Consider the following 17,975-nt stretch of genomic DNA (forward strand, 5'->3'; position numbering starts at 1 on the left):
ACGGAGTTAATCCAGATAGACCGGGATTGCGGGCACATCGACTTCGCATAAACGATTAGGGTGAGTATTGCGCGCTCTCAGTAGCACCCGTTTCGCGCTGTCCGTATCACCTCTCGGTCTGACCGTTTCGCCGCACCCGTACCGCCCATTTCGCGCTTTTCGTATCGCCCAGTAGCCTAGATCTCGCCATGTCATCTAGACGAAAGGAGCGAACAACATGGCGAGGAAGATCAAGGCGAAGCTGATAACGCGGCTCCGCGAACAGGGCATGTCGAGGAGGCAGATAGCCAAGACGCGCCGCATGTCGATGGGCTCGGTCTGTGAGGTGTTCCCGGTCGCGGACGAGCGCGGCATCGGGTGGAAGGACATCGAGGGCAAATCCGACGAGGGCGCCTGCGTCCTCCTCTGTCCCGACAGGCACGTGAGGGGAAGCGTTTTCGAGGAGCCCGACTGGGGCTACGCGCACAAGGAGATGGCCAGGGTTGGCGCGAGCCTGCGCCTACCGCGCGACGGGCACGAGGACGGGCGCGGACGCACCGGCAAGGTGGCGATGGGCCACGCGAGGTTCTGTGAGAGGCGCGGCAAGCACGTCGCCGCCAACAACCTCACCAAGCGCATCGAGCACAAGGCCGGGCAGTCCTGCGAGGTCGATTGGTCCGGGCCGACTCTCGGGAGGGGCCTTGTCGATCCCACCACGGGCGAGGTCTCCAAGATCCACCTCTTCGTGGGCGTGCTGCCCTTCAGCCAGAGGGCCTACCTCGGGCCGACGCTAGACATGAGGGAGCGCACCTGGCTCAGGTGTCACGTCCACACGTGCGAGTACTGGGGAGGCGTCCCCGAGCGCACGGTCTGCGACAACCTCAAGACTGGCGTCGTGAGGCACCCACGCGAGGGCGAGGTCGTGCCCGACGACGCCTACGAGGCGCCCGGAGAGCACCACGTGACCGCGATCATGCCCGCACAGGTGAGGAAGCCCAAGCAGAAGGCGTCTGCCGAGGGCACGGTGAGAGACGCGGCCACCTGGGTAATAGCGCAGCCGCACGACGCGACGCTCGCCGACTTCGGGCAAGCCAAGGCAGCGGTTCGCGAAAAGCTCGACGAGCGCGACGCCCACCCGTTCCAGAAGAGGCAGGGCAGCCGCGACCCGGTCTTCGCCGAGGCCGAGGCCGCCGAGCTCAGTCCCCTTCCCGACGTCCGCTACGATGTCGCCGAATGGGTCCACGGCCGCTCGGTCGCCCTCGACTCCCGCGTCGCCCACGAGCGCAACCGCTACTCCGTTCCCCACCGCTACGTCGGTCGGAAGGTGGACCTGCGCGTAGGCGAGTCGACAGTCTCAATCTACCACGCCGGAGAGCGCATAGCGACGCACAGCCTCCTGCCCGAGTACGCGGGGAACGGATACTCCACCGACAGGTCCCACATGCCGGAGGCCTTTCTGAAACCGGAATGGGACGACGCGCGCATCAGGGGCTGGGCCAAGAGGATCGGACCCTCCTGCTTCGAGGTCATCGGCAGGATCTTCGCGCGCGTCAAGGTCAAGGAGCAGGCCTACAACCCGGCGCTCTCCGTCCCCGACCTGTCGAAGAAGTATGGAGACGAGAGGCTCGAGGTCGCCTGCGCCTACGCGCTGCCTAAGCTCACCTCGCCCAGGTACAAGCACCTGAAGGCGATCCTGGACGCGAACCTCGACCAGGAGGGGCCGGCCGAGGACGGCCCCGGCGAGACGCGGGACGCGCCCAAGGGCCACGTGCGCGGCGCGGACTACTACAGAGACTAGTGAGGAAGCCATGATAGACGACGAGACCAGGCGCAAGCTCCGCGAGACGAGCATGTCCGAGATGGTCGACGCCCTCGACCTGCAGGAAGGGGATCGCACCATCATGTCGGTGCCCTTCGACGAGCGCGTGAGGATGGTGGTGGACCACGCCTGGGAGGCCAAGCGCGCCTCGAGCGCGAGGCGGCTCACTCAGAGGGCCAGGCTGCGCTTCCCGGACGCCGAGCCCGGCGAGATGATCTACGACGGCCGCGGCATCGACGGCGTGCTCATACGCGAGGCGATGGCCTGCCAGTTCATGTCGCGGGCCGCCAACGTGGTGATCGAGGGCTGCACTGGAACGGGCAATTATGCTGAGAAACGGATTATGTCGGGGAACGGGCTGCCGCCGCAGGTCATTTGCTCGCGGCGGCCGCGTCCCCTTGCATAGTCGAAGAGTCCCCCTGGCGTCGCGTCACCTGCTTTTTCGACAATGATAGGAGGACTTATGGCAGATCACACCAACTTGGAGGCCCTGATCTCCGATACCCTGGTCGAGATGGGGAGGCTCGGCTATTCCGAGAACACCATGACCGGGCTCGGGAGGATGTTCGCGGCGCTCTCGAGGTACGCCGTCTCGCAGGGACGCAAAGAGTCCGGCGAAGAGCTCGCGATTCGGTTCCCCGATGCGAAGTTCGGCGTCGAACTCACCCAGCCCTGCCAGGCAAACCCCGGCGGGGGCCACCCCAGGGCCTGGCTACGGGCGATGCGCGTTCTGCTCGAGATGGGAGAATGCGGCCGCGTCTGCAAGCGCATGCCCGGCGATCTCGCCTGAGCCGAGCTGCCTGCGGAATCGCGGTCGCTGCCGGGCCCGTCCGACGATGCCAGCCGGCGGGCTGGGCACCCCGGGTCGACCGCCTGCTCGCGCAACGGCCGCATCAAGCACTTCTTGATCTTTCTGGCAGGCAACGGCGGGACCGACGCCTCGTGCATTACCGAGAGCTCGGCGCACGACTACATCCTCACGAAGTCGTCTAACCACGCCAAGTCGGTGAGGGCGATCCCCGCCGCGCCCCGGTGCCTCCCGCGCCACCCGCGCCCGGGGGCATGGCGGGACGCGACCTCTCGCCGAGCGTGCCGAATCCCAAGCCCTGCTATGCCCCCGAGCTTCCCTCCACCTGGACGGCGGACGAGGTGTCGAGGCTGATGAACGGCATCGATCGCGGCAATCCCACGGGGAAGCGCGACTACGCCATGCCGCTCATGGTCGCGAGGCTGGGGCCTCGGGCCTCAGACATAAAGTCGACGCCCGTCTCCGACGTCGGCTGGTCGGCGAGGACGATATCGATCACACGGCACAAGACTGGCGTGGCGCCGGGGCTACCGCCGCCCGGCGACATCGGCTGGGCGGTGATCGACTACCTGCGGGAAGGGCGCCCGAAGGCTGCCACGTGCCCGCGGCCGCTCGTTCGCCAGGTGGCGCCCTTCGACGCGTTCGGCGCAACCGCCAACCTCACCGACATACCCATAGGGCGTGCGCGCGGCGCCGGCATCAGGGCCCCGCGCGACCACAAGACGCCCCGCCCCCTGCGCCATGCGTTGGCCAGGCGGCTCCCGGGGCAGGAGGTCCCGACAGGGGACATATCCCGCACGCTCGGGCACGTCGACAGGCGCACCACCAGCACCTGCCCCCGCACGGGCGTCGACTCCCCGTCCGCATGCGCGCCCGGCCCGGCGCCGGTCGCATGGCCTTCGCCAAGATCACGTCCGCCTATGTCGCGGAGAGGAGGGCGGTGGGCCCCAGGTGCGAGAGGGACGACAGGGTCATGGCGAGGATCGCCGCCTCGCGCGGCGAGCTCGGCTGCCCCGAGGACGAGTTGCCGAGGGCGCTCGTCGAGGCCCGGGCCGCGAGGCGCCCCGGGGAGTCGGAGACGACCGGGCCGTGCCGGGCCGGACGGGCGCGCGGGCCCGCCGACCGCATGATGCGCGCAGGCTACGACGCCTACGTCGCACCCGGGAGGCGGGGCCGTGCCGACCGCGGCGCCCACGGGCCGCACATCTTCACAGACGCCGAGCTCGCATCGCCGTCCCCCGCAGCCGGGGCTATCGCGGGCGGCGATCCGGCCAGCCGGCGCGCGCAGGCCGCGAGGCCGCCCGGACTGCCCTGTTCCTCCGGCCTCCGATGCGGGGAGGCATGCTCGCTGGCCAAGGGCGACGTCGCCCCGGAGGCGGGCATCCCGGCGATCCGCCACGCCAAGAACGGCAAGGGCCGGCTCGTCCCACCGCGTCCCTCCATGACCCATATGCTTCGCATATTCCACGACACGGCCGCTTTGCGGCATCCCCAATACGGGGGTCATGGGCTGTTCTGGTCCCTGCCCGAGGGCAGGCCGACGGCCACGGGCTTCGCGTGCCGTTTCTTCAGGAAGGCGCTGTGGGCGGCGGGCATATCGCATGGTGGCCGGGGCAGGGGGCCGCGCGTCCGTGACCTCCGCCTCGCGTTCGCTTGCCATAGGCTGAGGAACTGGGTCAGGGAAGGGGCCGACGCCGATGCCATGATGCCGCCGCTCGCCGCCCACGTGGGCCACGCCGACATCCGCCGCGCAGAATACTACCTCCGCCCCGCCGCGGGGACCTGTCCGGGCATGGTCGCGCGGGCCGGGCGCGAGTGCGGATGGGTGGTGCCGTCATGACCGACGCCGACCTCGCATGCCACGCCACCGACTGTCTGGGACGCCACCCGGCCGGCGCGACCCCGGTCCCAACACGATAGCCTCGTACCGCGACGCGTCCGGGCCGCCCGTCGACTACTTCGGCGATCATGGCAAGGAGCCGGAGTCGATGTCGACGCCCGATCCGGGCGGACACGCGGTCAGGGGGTCCCCGGGTGGCCTGCGGCGCGCGGAAATTCCGACAGCACGGCCGACCGGCGCCTTTGCGCGACAGAGGCGTTCGTAGGATACGTGAAGGGAGAGGACCCCGCCCGGCTCCCGCAGTACCAGCAGGTCCTCGCCATGAGGCAGCGGAAGGGGAAGCCTGGCGCGATGGCCGCGCCCGGCAGGGACGGGCTTGCCGCCATCCTCAGGGACCCTGGGATGTCGACCCCCGGGGGACGCCGCGACACGGCGCCGCCCGCCGTGCCGTGCGACGGCGCCGCGCGCGTGTCCGAGCTCTGCGGGATCACCCCTCGAGACCTGAGGTCAGGCGACCCCGCCGTCGTGACGCCGCGCGGCAGGGGCCGCAAGGCCGGGACCGTGCCGCTGATGCATGCGACTGCCGGCTTGCCAAGGGGATGCGTATCGGAGGCCTATCCCGGCCTCGGTCCCAGGGACCTCGACAAACCGCTCTTCCCGAACCCAAGAGGCGACCATCCGGCCAGGGCCGGTGTCGCCGACATCCTAGCCAGGCATGCGGACGGGGCGAGGAAGTCCGGTGCCGACATCCCCGAGGGTGTGTCGCCCCACTCGTTCCGGCATCAGAGGGCGACCGGCCTGCCGGGGTCGGGGCGCGAGCCTCGTCCACATGAGGGATCTTCTCGGCCACAGGAGCGTCACGACCACCGAGATCTACGCGACCGCGGGCACGGCGAGGAAGCGCGAACTGCCGGGGAGGGCCGCAACGGCACCCAGGGTCGGGGAATACCCCGACCGGACAGCCGACAAAGACCTCATGGCCTGGCCCAAGGCCCTCTGCTGATATGGGGTTATGCAAAGGGACGCGGCTGCCGCGAGCGAATGACCTGCGGCGGCAGCCCGTTCCCCGACATAATCCGTTTCTCAGCATAATTCCCGTTATGGAAAACTTTCCATAACGGGAAGACCCACCTGGCCCAGGCGTACGGTCGCGAGTGCTGTGTGAGAGGACCGAGGACGTACTACATGAAGGCCAGCGAGCCCGGGGACAGGTTCCAGAGGGCGGCGGAGCGCGGGAGCGCCCAGCGCGCGGTGGCGACGCTGGCGAGGCCGTCCTGCCTGATCGTGGACGAGGTCGGGAGGTGCGTGTTCGACAGGGCGTGCACCGACCTCTTCTTCGACGCGGTCGACCGTCGCTACGAGAAGGAGGGGCCCAACACCATGATCCTCACGAGCAACATGGCGCCGAGCTCCTGGGACGAGTTCCTCGCGGGGGACGAGGCCCTGCTCTGTGCGCTCGACAGGGCATTCGACAAGGCATCGGTCTTCATGATGCGCGGCCCGAGCTACCGCGGCCGCGGGCTCGACACCTACTCGGTCGAGGCGGTGCCGCAGGCGACGAAGGTCAGGAGGATGCAGCCCAAGGGAGTGTAGCCACTACATAAGTTAGGCAACCGGCTGCCGGCGCATTGGCCAGAATCGGCTGACTGGGATTGGCGATTGTCGCCTGACTGGATGTGGCTAAACTCTTCCGGCGCTAACAAGGGTCATCGTCACGCCCCTGCGGCCCATCTCCCTCCGGGCCCACTCGTGGTCGATCTCCGCCTTGCTGGCGTCGGAGCGGTCCTGAGGCGGGCAGGGCCTGGCACGGATGGCCTCGTCCCCCATCTCGTCGGACAGCGGCCACTCGAGGCGCCGCGTCGCCGCCTTACGCTGCACCTCCTGCACCGTCGTCTTCGAGCATCCCACGGAGCCGGCTATGCTCCGCTGGCTTATCCCCAGGGCCGTGAGCCTGAGGATCTCCCCGTGCCTGATCATGTCTTCCCCTCTCTCGGGAGACGGGGCGACCCAGTGCGCCCCACTGGGTCAATCATGGTCGGTGATGCGTGCAGCGGCGGTCGGCGGAGCCTGGAACTGCGGTCAGTGGGAGATGGAATGCCGGTCGCTAGGGCCTGCTGTACGCAGACGAGGAGGGGCTCATCCTTATTGCCACACGCACGGGAAGCCACAGCGAGCTGCTGGGGCCATGAACGTCGCCAGCGTTCATAACGAGGCCTCGTTATGCCCTACCGTCACAGGACGTAGCGCCGAGGCGCAGCGCAACGAGCCCGAGCGGTCGCGACGAAGAGCGAGGTCTACTCGCATCCCCGTGGAGTAGCGCACCGGTGATGCGTGGAATCAATCATGCACCGATTGGCGCATAATATTCATTACTTGGGCGCGAGTCGGTCGAGCCGGGAGGCTTCGAGGAGGCCACGGGTCCCGCCGACGCGTCGCCACGCGCCGGCGTCCGTGCCGGCACGAATCCCGCGCGGCCGCCCTCGCACGCGCCGTGGAGCGGCTGCGGGAAGTCGGCCGCCCGCTCGGCCATCTCGCCGTGGTCGCTTCCCCCAGGCATGCAAGTCCCCGGCTCACCGTCCTTGGGCGCCGGCGCGCATGTCGTCGTGGCTCACGAGTGGCTGTCGGTTCCGAAATATGCACGATAAATGGCTATGGGGCTATAATCACCCGACGCTAACACCTCCCGTTGATCGTGGCACCCCGGTGCCGTCCTGCTGCGACGAAACCATTCCGGCTCACTCACTTCACGGGAGGTCCTCTTGGGACCCCGGCCCAGAAATAAGTTCCGCTCCCTCAGCTCGGGTCATATCGTCTAGAGAGTGTCATACGCAGTCGTCTACGAATTAAGCAGTTGGGAAACTTGGTCCATGCCACAGCACCTATGGTGAGCCAAGTGGTTGCGACACTTCCGGAGGAGAAATATCCTATCCCGCAGGCCCTTCTCCTTCACATCAAGTACCCGTACCCCATCTTGGTCACAGTTCATGAGGTAGACGAGTGTTCCTAGTTCGACATCCTCCAAGGAGGTCAGCTTATCCCCATGTTGCTCAATTCGACCTCCGTCTATTAGAGGCGAGATGGAATCACTGAGCTTCTCGACAATCAGCAGCCTTTCCCTCTCAATCATCGGAAAAAGAACCTCCAGTTGGGCGGCCCAGATCCTCTCGTCGATTGTTGCCTTGTCGCCTCGTCTTGCTACGTTCAAAACATGTCCGAAGCTTCCATGTCCGCGTGAATCAAATATGCCTGAATCAACCATCGTCGTTATCGCAACGTAGGCATCTTCTTTCCTTAGATCATGGCTCCAGACAAGCTCATGTGCGACCTCCACATCAGACCCGCAAAGGCTTGTCATCAACGCAGCAACATAACGCTTCCATACCATCTTATAGGAGTCGAATTCCTGAGAATTAAGAGTAAGACCATTGAACAACTGGACACTGTACTCATCCACACACTCTGCATAGTCTATGATTGTGAGGTTTTGTGGAACACTGGTCTCACTGGTTCGGTCCTCAATCACGAACAATCCCTCATCAAGTGTAGAGATGTTCCATCCAGCACAGAATCGTTCCCACACCTGGGCGTCATCCACTCCCAAGCCCTTTATCCAAACAATTTTGTTGCGGAGAACACCTCTTCTGAGGAGATACCCCTGTCCCGACCCTCTGCTAGAGCGATAGTGTAGCGAGTCATCGCGCAAACCGAACTTATCTACCAGATACTTTCCTGGTTCATATTCACCTGGCAGATCTTCCTCAGCATCCAAAAAGGTGATAGCAAGACTCTCGGTCCCAGACGTCGACTGCAGCTCCTCGCGCAGCATGTCTCTCATCTTGTGTCGCCAAGGAAGGTCCTGCGGTACCTTCAAGACGACGGACCGCTTGCCTTGAAGCGACGATACGGTCTTCTTGACAACTTCGTATGGTCCGACAACACGCTGCCACCAGAATTCTGGCCAATCCTCTTCTGTGGGACTATCCCTCCTAGGCATCATTGTTAGCGATGTCATCGAGGATCATATCTGCATCCTTGCCAATGATACTGAGAAAAGCATGTCTACGGAGTCTGTACCTCTGTGTGTCTTGATCAGGCTTGGCAAGTATGTACATGTCTACCATCTCGTCCATCAGGTTTCCGAAGGAGGAAGCGCTCTCATCTGCAAGTGTCTTGATATCCCACTCATCTGCGGTGTGTTTGACCTCAGTGGGCGAGTATCCGGCCAATGTGCCTTCCCCACCGCTCTCTTCCGCCTCATAATATAGAAGCGCGATGCAGCGCGCGATCATAAAATATCGGGGGTCAAGTTCGAGGGATAGCCTGAATTTTTCCTTAATACTGTTATTAAGGTCGGTCCTGCTCATGATTGCCCCGAGCTGTTCTTTCGTAAGTGAATAAGGAGGATTTCCATCTTGGGCACGATAGTATTCGGAGTACTGACTGGACATTGTCTCCACAAGAATGTTCCCGAAGAACTGGAGAATGCCGGGGTAATAGTTCGTGCTCGTAAGGATGGTCTCCAAGTGTGGATACCTGTCCACCTGGAACCCAAGGAACATAAGTGGACGGGAGATTAACCTCAGCGCCTCTGCGGGAGAAAGAGGCCTGATACACAAAGGTGATCCGAGCTGACCAAAAATACCATTCTTGGTAGTGGCGTTCTTCGCTCGGGAGACGTTATGGAGGCCAGCTAAGACAAATTTGAACTTGTTTTCCGACTCGCGTCGTAGCTCGACAAGCGGTTGCAAGGGTAGATAGCCTTCGGAGCTGATAGAAGCAAGATAATTGTCTGCCTCGTCAATTAGAAGGAGGACTTTAGATACGGCTCTATCCGCCAAGATCTCTCTTATTCGGTCGCACAAATCTACGATTGAATGAACGCCGTTGAAGTCAAGCCCCGCTCTGGATGCGGCAGAGGCAAGGGTGCTGATAAGATCTTGTTCAGTGTCGCACTGAAGAATACTCACGTACACCGCATACTCACCCTTATCGGGCTTGTTACAGAGGCTTCGCGCTCTCTGGAGGAGCGCCGTCTTACCGAGCTGTCTACCGCCGTAGACCACTCCCGCACCACTAGGATTCGTTATTGCCCTGAGCTCCTCCTCCCTACCACAGAACATCTCGTCCGCTGTGGCGCCGCCATCCCGAACAAATGGTTGATAACTAGTGAAGGGCAGGGTACACTTGAGCATCACCGAAAGTCTTGTCGCACTTTCATTCAAAGCGAGAAAAAGAATCAAGACCTGATCGATTACGAGAAAGGAAGGCATTGATGCCTGCCGCTTGTGATACAGCTCCGCAAGGGTACGCCTATCCGAGAGACTGATCGAATAATTTACGAGAACAAAGGAGCAATTGCTGAGACCCGAATCAACGACAGCCCTAATGATATCCTGCGGCGTCTGGTTACCATAAAGTACTAGAACTTCGATCTTCTTGTTCATCTGAGTACCAAACGCCGAAATCGGGTGATCGTATGACTCACGATCACGCGAAACGGGCCGGACTTCGAGCCTATATATCTCGCGACCGATAGAATCAGGCTTAGCAACGCCTTTGATGCTAAATCCCAATCCCTTGAATAGCTCACCGATGTTCTGGGACCAATCCTTCACCTGCCGTTTCTGACTCACGGGCCAATTCTGCACCAGTGACTCACTGTTCTTCTTCTGCCGCTCGGTCCAACTCTTTGGATACCGCTTTCTGGTAAAGTCGATGCCGTAACTAGCGAGGGGGCGGCCCTTGTACTTTCGGCAAACGTCAAATATTGTCTGATAGAACTCGCCCGAAATGAAACGGGCAAAGTCATCCTGCTCACTCATCCCAGATCTGAGCTTTTCTGTAAGTTGACGCTCACCCGATTCAAACCGGTTGAGATACTCCTCGACAACGGTGAGGTTCTTGTCTTCTCTCAGTAGCTTTTCCGCCTCATCGAGCAAGGTGGAATCGCCCCCAGATATTGAGCCCCTGCACGACGCGAGCCTTTCTTCGAGCAAAAAAGAGTGATCTGCAGAGAGGTCATCAACCTGCTTAAAAAGAGCCCTGAGAAACTCCCTCCAACAGCCATACTCCTTGACCGAGTAAAAGAGATTCTTGAATTCTCTCGCGTAAGAGGCAAGGTCCTCCTTCTGCACCTCATTGATTCGGTTGTACGTGAAGGCAATCTCTAATTGGTCGTTGAACTTCGCCAGCTCTGCCTCTGCAGACTGTAATGCAATTGTCTTTATGTCCTTGCTCGGCTCGACAGCTTCAGCCTTATCAACCATCTTACTAATTGCAAAAAGTTGACTTAGATTGTCGAACATCGGGGAATCATCGTCACCAATTTGGTTTTTCACGTCAGTAAAGGATGGTTTATCGGCTATGTAGTGCCTCAGAACCGCTTTCCACGGCTCGCAATGGCTCACATTGCAAAGAGATCCCTCGACGACAGGCAACCCATCAACACCGGTTGGCAACAGGCCCGTTCGTAGGAAATCGCTGAAGGTTAGAACTCGACCGCAGCTACCGCTAAGTCTAGTTTTTATTTCACGGACCGCTGTGTGTAGTGCAGTACCGCCACCTTGCTGACCGATAAACAAGTTCATGGATATGATTTCGTCGGATAGGGTGAGAAGGCTGTCCCTTATTTCACGGATCTCCTCGATTTCACTCTCATTAACACTGCCTCTTACATGCTCAAGCCATTCTTCCATCAGCCCAAGTCGGTCATAGATTTCGTCGGAGGCTTTGCGTCGAGACTCCATGGCCAGTCTTCGAGGACCCTTGTTCCCTTTGGCGTTTATCGCCTTGCTCCATGCGTTATCAATCAGGCTCTCGATTAATCTGTCAGAAAGCTTTCCATCCACGCAGTACGCTTCAAAAACCTTTTCGACAAGAAAAGCTTTATCCTCACGTCCACGAACGATTATATCCAAACAGGGAGACAGATCACTATTACTACCAAAGCATATCTGAGAGAACACTGGCAGATGACTCATCTTGGCGTTAAATTTCGGAGGCCTAAGCAGCGTTTTCGCCTTAGCCCTGATTCTATCCATAGCTCTGCGCCTCTCAACGTCACCACCAATCCCAGCAAGGACGCTGGACGTAAAGCCACCCTCTGGAAGAATGTCACAAACATTTATTAGCTCACTAAACAGAGGCTTTGCCCTCGAAAACGAGGGAAAAACCGTATCAAATGAGTTGAGGTAACTCTCACAGGTCTTGTACAGTTCATGGTCATAGCTGTGCTTTGGAGCAAGCAATGCCAAGCAATACGCGGCTAGCACAAACCCTTCATTTTCCTTGCTATACGTTGGAAAAGTAGATTTTATGTTAGCTCCTGTGTATTCTTCGCATTCCAAAGGCGAGTTGACTGCCAGAGAGACTTGCTCATAGAGCGCTGAGGAGTGGCCGAATTTTACCTGTCCATGTACGCTTTTTAGAAGCGTCAAAGCAGTTTCAAGGTTAACAAGGCTATCAGCACCATCATCTGATGGAATTTCTTCCATTAACCTCGTGGCGAATTTGGTAACGATTTCGTCGCTAATTTCCAAGTTTCCTCTAAGGATGCTTTCTGCCATTGCACTTAGAGATATCCTCTCCGTAGAAGGATCAGAACTGTTGTCCCTCCGACTGCCATCGGAGTCGTCGGCACGTTGCTCGATCTGCGCAACACCCGCAGACAGCTGTTCATTCCCATGAGCCTCTTTGGCAGAAATTGTCTGATCAGTTTCTGAATTGATACTTCCACTTTCTTCGACAGACAAGTTCGGAGTACCTTTATCGTTCGATAACAACCTCTCTTGAGAACTTGCTGACTCGTTCTTTGCAACCTCCTGAATTCCGCTGTCCGTAATTACAAACAGATGAGTGACTCCACAAGCAAAGCGCTCTTCGTCTGATGGAACATCGAGAACAAAGGCATTTGTTGCACCCTCGGGAACAGAGGCTGTCCTCCTCGCAAGAATTCCCTCTACCCTAGAACCCCCAACCTCACACTGTATGACATAGTGATTGCCATCCCAGTAGCATCCTTGAAGCCGCCTGTACAGCATCAACTTGTGTCCGGAACCCATAGATGACTCCAGAAATGAGAGAAGTACATCATTCTGCGCCAACATCTCCATGGAAGACGCCGAGGGATCACAGCCAGGTATGTTTCTCTTCGCATCTACATAGGGAAAAAACCAAGTCGACCGTGAGTGGCTGTTCATCATATTGATAACAGAGTCTTTCCTTGCAAGCTGACAGCCATCTTCACTCAGAACAAAAGCATCCGAGTTCTCAAATTCGAAGCCTGCCTTCTCAATGATTCCTTTTTGGGCTAGGTACGACGCAGAAAGTGTGACCGCATCGGGCGACAGCGATTCGTCTTTTCCGAAAACTACAACTGCAAGCCTCTGCAATGCCTCTATGGTCATACAGCGAAAGCGCGCCAGCGCGGCAAATGTAAGAGCAACGACAAGATTGGGCGATTTCAAAAGAAGTTTCTTGAAAGAACTCGAGCCAGTCCGCTTCGGTCGATTCAGATGGGGATAGGGCGCATGGAACTCTTCCTTTACAGTGGAGACCGCGTCTTGCTCTGCATGCCCATTTGTCTCAGTAGGCACTACACTTGCACCGTCTCGTATGTTTCCTTTTTTCCCCTCAAGCCCCGCGTCACAATACTCACCGAACCGGTATATTCTTAGCGCTACTCCTTGCTGCACTCTCGTCGGATAGCTCTGCGTAATCATGTCAAGCAAATCGATCCCCACAGTAGTCGACAAGTTATCGCACTCCAGTGCTTGGACAAATACTCTCTGCGGCTTGTATTGATCATCAATATCACCAAGGTCTTCAAGTTCCCCTGCGCTCAATGATCCCTAGTTCTTTCTGATTGTAGAACTACCGCCTGATCAAACCAAAGAAAATCGAGAAAATCGCAGGTCGAGGCCCCAAGGGGCCTCTCTTGTGCTATATTATATGTAGTGCTACTTACTACTTCCTGTGTGGCACGGGAGGCGACCGGGATGCCGTTCATAAAGGTGCAGAAGCTGGTCAGGGACGAGTCCGGCGCAATCAGGAGCGGGTCCGCCGCCGTGGTCGACACGTCGTACGTGCGCGGCGCCAAGTACCACTCGGCGCAGGCGGTGCGCGAGAGGCTGGGCAAGGTCGTCTGGCTCGCGGACGACAGGCGCTCGGGCGTGTTCGCGTCACCGACGCGCGGCCTGGTGGAGTACGACGCGGACGCCGACGGATTCGCGCCGGTGGCCAAGGGCGACGAGCGGCTGGCGAACACGGGCGCGTTCCCCGAGCCGCCGCGGCACCTGGAGCTCGGCCCCGAGCACCTGCTGCTGTCGTTCCTGGGCGCCGATGGGGTCGCGGGGTGCCTCAGGGAGGCGCTCCCCGACGACCGGTCCTACCAGCGCGCCCTCGCCCACGTCACGCACGGCGTGGTGCGGGACGGGAGCCGCGAGACCTGCGACAACATGGTGGCCAGGTCCTTCGCGGCTCTGGCGCTGCCGGGCGTGCCGCCCGCGTCGCTGAGATCGGACACGGCGTTCTTCTCGGCGATGGGCGCCGACGGGGCGAAGGTCGCGTTCTTCAGGGCGTTCGCCAGGCTCATGAGGAGGACGAAGCCCGGCTTCGGCCGCGCATGCTACGTGGACTCCACCCCGCTCCCGAACGACGCGGTCGACAACCCGCTCAACGCCCTCTGCAGCCACGGGCTGAGGGGCGCGGCGGTCCAGATGCGCCTCGCGCTCGTGCTCGACGAGACGACGGGGCTGCCCGTCTGGTACGAGGTCGTGCCCGGCAACGTACTTGACCTCTCGACCATAAAGACCGTGATGGGCGACGTCCTCGCCACGCTCGGCATCGAGGTCGTAACCGCGGTCCTCGACGCGGGCTACGCGTCGCGCGAGCTGCTCGAGGCCTTCTCCGAGGGCGAGAGGGACGTGCTGGTCAGGATGCCGGCGAGGAGGGGGTACCCGTACCGCGAGCTCTGGCGGGGCGTCCGCTCTCTGATCGGCAAGGGCAAGTACGCGATCACGCGCTCCGGCCACCTCTACTTCGCCAGGAGGCGCGACGTCGAGGTGCAGGGCGTGAGGCTGCACTGCTACGTCTACGTGGACCAGACCAACGCCACGCCGCGCTTCGCCAGGTGGCTGGACAAGAACCAGGAGAGGTTCGACGGGATGTCGCTCGCCGAGAAGGACTGGGAGACCGTGCGGCAGGGCTACTTCGTGCTGATGTCCACCAAGGTCGCGACGCCCCGCGAGATCCTGGACGAGTACTTCTGCCGCACCGAGATCGAGGGCGTCTTCAAGACCAGCAAGGACTACCTGGGCCTGCTGCCGCTGCGCAAGTGGAGCGACCTCACCGTGCGCGGCAAGATCCTCGCCGACATCATCGGCACCATCGTGGTGCTCAGGATGCGCAAGGCGCTCGCCGGGGCCGACGTCTCCCTCACCGAGGTATGGGGCAAGGCCAGGTCGCTGTCCTGCTACACCAACGCCGACGGCAGGGTCGTGGTCGAGACGCCGTCGAGGCAGGTCCGCGAGTACTACAAGGCGCTCGGGGTGAAGGTGCCCTCGTCAATCGACGTCAGGGAATTCGACCGTGACGTCCTCGGCCTGGAGCTGTAGTTCTACAATTAGCGTCATCTAGGGATGATCTAAGCGCCTGAAGCGATTCCGACGCTGTCTTCTTGAAGGGCTTAAGGGCCTCCTCGAATGCTTCGGTGTCGGATGTAACCGAGCAGAACTTGCGTAGCATTTCAATTATCGGAGCAATTCGCTCGAAAAGCCTCTCCCTCTCAATCGTGACCGCAGCATCTCTGTACACCTGAATTGGAAGGCCATCTTCCATAATGCCATCTGGACTAGCATCAGAAATCGCAAAAGAGCGTGCCTCGTCATAAGCAATTCTCAGCTCTTGCATGTCGGAATACAGATTATCGATATCCTCGCTCATCGGAGCGATTCCGGAACCGACCATTCGCATCGCTGTCTCAAGGGCGTCTTTAATGGACGTGGCAAGAGCCTCGAAGCGTGCGAACGTTTTGTCGTAATCAGCCATCAATATCCCCCAAGAACAATCAAATAAACCTATTTTAAGTATATCGTAATTATTTTGCAACAACAGCCACACCGTTCCATAGACCACTGCCACGCAGCTCCACATAGCACTGCCACACCATTGCAGCCACAGCAAGCAGTTACTTCAAGGCGCTCCAGCGAAGGGAAAGCCTTCCCGAGGTGGCGCGCGACCATTCCCTGGGCGGAGCGTATCGAGGACATCGCGAATGCCATATCGAACCCGATTGGCTCCTCATTTATCGTATCGACGAGGAGGGGCTCATCCTTATTGCCACACGCACGGGAAGCCACAGCGAGCTGCTGGGGCTATGAACGTCGCCAGCGTTCATGGCGAGGCCTCGTTATGCCCTACTGTCACAGGTCGTAGCGCCGAGGCGCAGCGCAACGAGCCCGAGCGGTCGCGACGAAGAGCGAGGTCTACTCGCATCCCCACCGGGTGCGCCCGTGTATGTTGATGTACAGCGGTCCAGCTGCCAGTGCCACCCACCCTCGTCAGGTCGCAACGCCTCACGAAGAGCCACAGCCACTCGCACAACCCACAGGCTCATCAGGCGAGGAGGGACACTGTCTGACACCCCGGCCACAAGGTGCATACCGACGCCAACGCAAGGACAGAGCTCACGCGAGGGATCAGCTCAATGTGCTAGACGGTATGCAGCATATTGAGCTGGGCGAGTAGATACCACGGACTCGGTTCGCCAAGCGTGCCGGCGCCTTACCGTCAAGTACCTTGGAACCTCACCCTCCGTCCTGGGTTTTCTCCTTCCCATGATACAGCCCAGCCTCTGGCACTGCATCTTGCGATGATCTGTCACGCCTGGGGTCGGAAGCCTCACATGTTGTTGCCTCGCACATCGCCATGGGTCATAACATCGGGGTGCGTCACTCGACCGGCAGGTGCCTCTCTACCTATGACGCTCGCCCGATGCGGTTGCCAGCTGGCTCCAGGGCCTTATCTTGTCGAGCTCTTCGCTCATCCTCATACGCGCGAGGTCGGTGTCATACGCGGCCTGGACACGTAGCCAGTAGCCATCGCTGAGTCCGAAGAACCTGCAGAGCCTGAGGTCCGTGTCCGCAGTCACGGAGCGCTTGCCCGACACGATCTCGCCGATGCGCGTCGCCGGTACGCCGATTTCCTTCGCCAGACGGTACTTCGTTATGCCCATCGGCTCAAGGAACTCCTCCTCGAGCAGTTCACCGGGCGCCACGGGATCGATCGCCTCGTCCATTCCCCCTCACCTCCCGTTTAGTGGTAATCCACGATCTCTACGTCTTTCGGACCCGCATCGCTCCACACGAAGCAGATGCGGCATTGGTCGCTTATCCGGATGCTGTGCCGCCCTTTCCTGTCGCCTCTCAGAGCCTCGAGTCGGTTCCCCGGAGGAACTCTCAGATCGTTGATAGTTCCGGCGGCCTGAAGTTGGCGGAGCCTCCTCAGGGCGATACGCTCGAACGCCTCGAAGCGCTTTACGCGCGTGTTGGAGGCGAGCCGCTCCGTATCCGAATCTTTGAACGAAACTATCATGAACATATGATATCGTATCGCGTTATTAACGTCAAGCGTTATTAGTGCTAGGGCATGCGTGTATCTGCCTGGATACAGAGCGAATACCTTCTCGCTGGCTACGTACGTCTCCCGATTCCAGTGAGGGCCCGCTGTCCCTCAACCTGACATCCCGACGCTTCCTTAGCCCGCTGGACACAGGCCCGATCCGTCGCCTGCCCGAGGGCCTGCGCCCGGCTGCGGGGACCCATGGGCCGCCGCCCGCGCGCGGCGGCCGTCTCCGGCGACATGCGGCATGATGCCCTCACCCACGGGGGCGGGGACGCGCGTCAGCCGCGACGTCGCGGTCGCCAGGCCCGCAGGGGACGGCGCCGGGACCGCGAGGAGGACGCGCGTACGGCCCCACGGAGGGGCGTAGCCTGACCCGACGCCTCACGGAAAGGCGCAGTCTGCGGCCCCCGCGTCGCGCAGAATGCGCTTTTCCGTCACATCACCGCCCGGGAGACGTAGGACCAAACCGCCCGCCAGCCTGCGGGGCACTATGGAAAATGGCCCAACTGGGCAAACGCGCTCGAGCAACCCCCCGCCAGGCTGCGGGGGGGGTTGCGCCAGGGACACGCAGGCCTTGGCCTGGGGCCTAGCCGCACGGAAAGGCGCAGTCTGGGCAGAGGGCCTCGCTGAGGGCGCTCCCTGGGCCAAACCGGGACACCATCAGGCTGCCAGTCGTAGCTAAGGAGGTGCCGGGAACTCAGACTCAATCAACTTGTAGATTGACGATGGCGAAGTGCGCAAGCACCCCGCAACCTGCAATACATCGAGCGGGATATCCTCCTAGGCGCTCGCTCCTAGGGTTGAGGAGGTTGTAAATCCCTATTTCCCCGCCCCGGAATCCTTGCGGTTTATCACCCCAAATGCCCCCAATGTACCTCATAGTCGCAGTTGGCATCTGCCCTGAAGCC

General features: G+C 60.6%; 14 protein-coding genes. 8 read left to right on the forward strand and 6 right to left on the reverse strand.

Going from position 1 to position 17,975, the window contains the following annotated elements; genetic code table 11:
• The first annotated feature begins 217 nt into the window (after window positions 1-217).
• The 6 genes from ADJ70_RS07935 to ADJ70_RS07960 all read left to right on the forward strand — a co-directional run bounded on the left by ADJ70_RS07935 (window position 218) and on the right by ADJ70_RS07960 (window position 6,039).
• A complete protein-coding gene (locus tag ADJ70_RS07935) occupies window positions 218-1,777 on the forward strand; it encodes a DDE-type integrase/transposase/recombinase (protein WP_050340637.1) in 1,560 nt (519 codons plus the stop codon).
• Between the two features lie 10 nt (window positions 1,778-1,787).
• Window positions 1,788-2,204, forward strand: a complete 417-nt coding sequence (locus ADJ70_RS07940) for an ATP-binding protein (protein WP_050340638.1) — start codon at window positions 1,788-1,790, stop codon at window positions 2,202-2,204.
• A 57-nt stretch (window positions 2,205-2,261) separates the two neighbouring features.
• Window positions 2,262-2,588, forward strand: coding sequence for a hypothetical protein (locus ADJ70_RS07945; protein ID WP_050340639.1), 327 nt, complete (start codon window positions 2,262-2,264; stop codon window positions 2,586-2,588).
• 910 nt (window positions 2,589-3,498) lie between these two features.
• Entirely contained in the window at window positions 3,499-4,446 is a 948-nt protein-coding gene (locus ADJ70_RS07950; RefSeq protein ID WP_157051454.1) for a tyrosine-type recombinase/integrase, read from the forward strand.
• Window positions 4,447-5,275: 829 nt separating this feature from the next.
• Complete coding sequence (locus ADJ70_RS15320; RefSeq protein WP_253273141.1) at window positions 5,276-5,449, forward strand: hypothetical protein; 174 nt, start codon at window positions 5,276-5,278, stop codon at window positions 5,447-5,449.
• Between the two features lie 158 nt (window positions 5,450-5,607).
• Window positions 5,608-6,039 (forward strand): ATP-binding protein, encoded by a 432-nt coding sequence (locus ADJ70_RS07960; RefSeq protein WP_253273142.1) that lies wholly within the window; start codon window positions 5,608-5,610, stop codon window positions 6,037-6,039.
• An 87-nt stretch (window positions 6,040-6,126) separates the two neighbouring features.
• Here the strand turns inward: ADJ70_RS07960 and ADJ70_RS07965 are convergent, their stop codons facing one another.
• The 3 genes from ADJ70_RS07965 to ADJ70_RS07975 form a co-directional block, all read right to left on the reverse strand.
• On the reverse strand, window positions 6,127-6,423 hold the full coding sequence (locus ADJ70_RS07965; protein WP_050340643.1) for a hypothetical protein: 297 nt from the start codon (window positions 6,421-6,423) through the stop codon (window positions 6,127-6,129).
• Window positions 6,424-7,282: 859 nt separating this feature from the next.
• Window positions 7,283-8,281 (reverse strand): hypothetical protein, encoded by a 999-nt coding sequence (locus ADJ70_RS07970; RefSeq protein ID WP_157051455.1) that lies wholly within the window; start codon window positions 8,279-8,281, stop codon window positions 7,283-7,285.
• A 151-nt stretch (window positions 8,282-8,432) separates the two neighbouring features.
• On the reverse strand, window positions 8,433-13,289 hold the full coding sequence (locus tag ADJ70_RS07975; protein ID WP_050340645.1) for an AAA family ATPase: 4,857 nt from the start codon (window positions 13,287-13,289) through the stop codon (window positions 8,433-8,435).
• A gap of 153 nt (window positions 13,290-13,442) precedes the next feature.
• Between ADJ70_RS07975 and ADJ70_RS07980 the strand changes: the two genes are divergently transcribed.
• Window positions 13,443-15,059 carry a transposase gene (locus ADJ70_RS07980; protein ID WP_050340583.1) on the forward strand — a complete coding sequence of 539 codons (1,617 nt, stop codon included), beginning with the start codon at window positions 13,443-13,445 and terminating at the stop codon, window positions 15,057-15,059.
• On the opposite strand, the gene ADJ70_RS07985 is transcribed toward ADJ70_RS07980, so the two are convergent.
• Entirely contained in the window at window positions 15,019-15,585 is a 567-nt protein-coding gene (locus ADJ70_RS07985; RefSeq protein ID WP_157051456.1) for a hypothetical protein, read from the reverse strand. The two genes, ADJ70_RS07980 and ADJ70_RS07985, sit on opposite strands and share 41 nt — an antisense overlap.
• A gap of 26 nt (window positions 15,586-15,611) precedes the next feature.
• On the opposite strand from ADJ70_RS07985, the gene ADJ70_RS14125 reads away from it, so the two are divergent.
• Window positions 15,612-15,824, forward strand: coding sequence for a type II toxin-antitoxin system YafQ family toxin (locus ADJ70_RS14125; RefSeq protein WP_083443897.1), 213 nt, complete (start codon window positions 15,612-15,614; stop codon window positions 15,822-15,824).
• 593 nt (window positions 15,825-16,417) lie between these two features.
• Here the strand turns inward: ADJ70_RS14125 and ADJ70_RS07990 are convergent.
• Window positions 16,418-16,741 (reverse strand): HigA family addiction module antitoxin, encoded by a 324-nt coding sequence (locus ADJ70_RS07990; protein ID WP_050340647.1) that lies wholly within the window; start codon window positions 16,739-16,741, stop codon window positions 16,418-16,420.
• A 17-nt stretch (window positions 16,742-16,758) separates the two neighbouring features.
• Window positions 16,759-17,043 (reverse strand): type II toxin-antitoxin system RelE/ParE family toxin, encoded by a 285-nt coding sequence (locus tag ADJ70_RS07995; RefSeq protein ID WP_253273144.1) that lies wholly within the window; start codon window positions 17,041-17,043, stop codon window positions 16,759-16,761.
• Between the last annotated feature and the right edge of the window lie 932 nt (window positions 17,044-17,975).

The sequence above is a fragment of the Olsenella sp. oral taxon 807 genome (assembly GCF_001189515.2).
GTDB lineage: Bacteria > Actinomycetota > Coriobacteriia > Coriobacteriales > Atopobiaceae > Olsenella_F.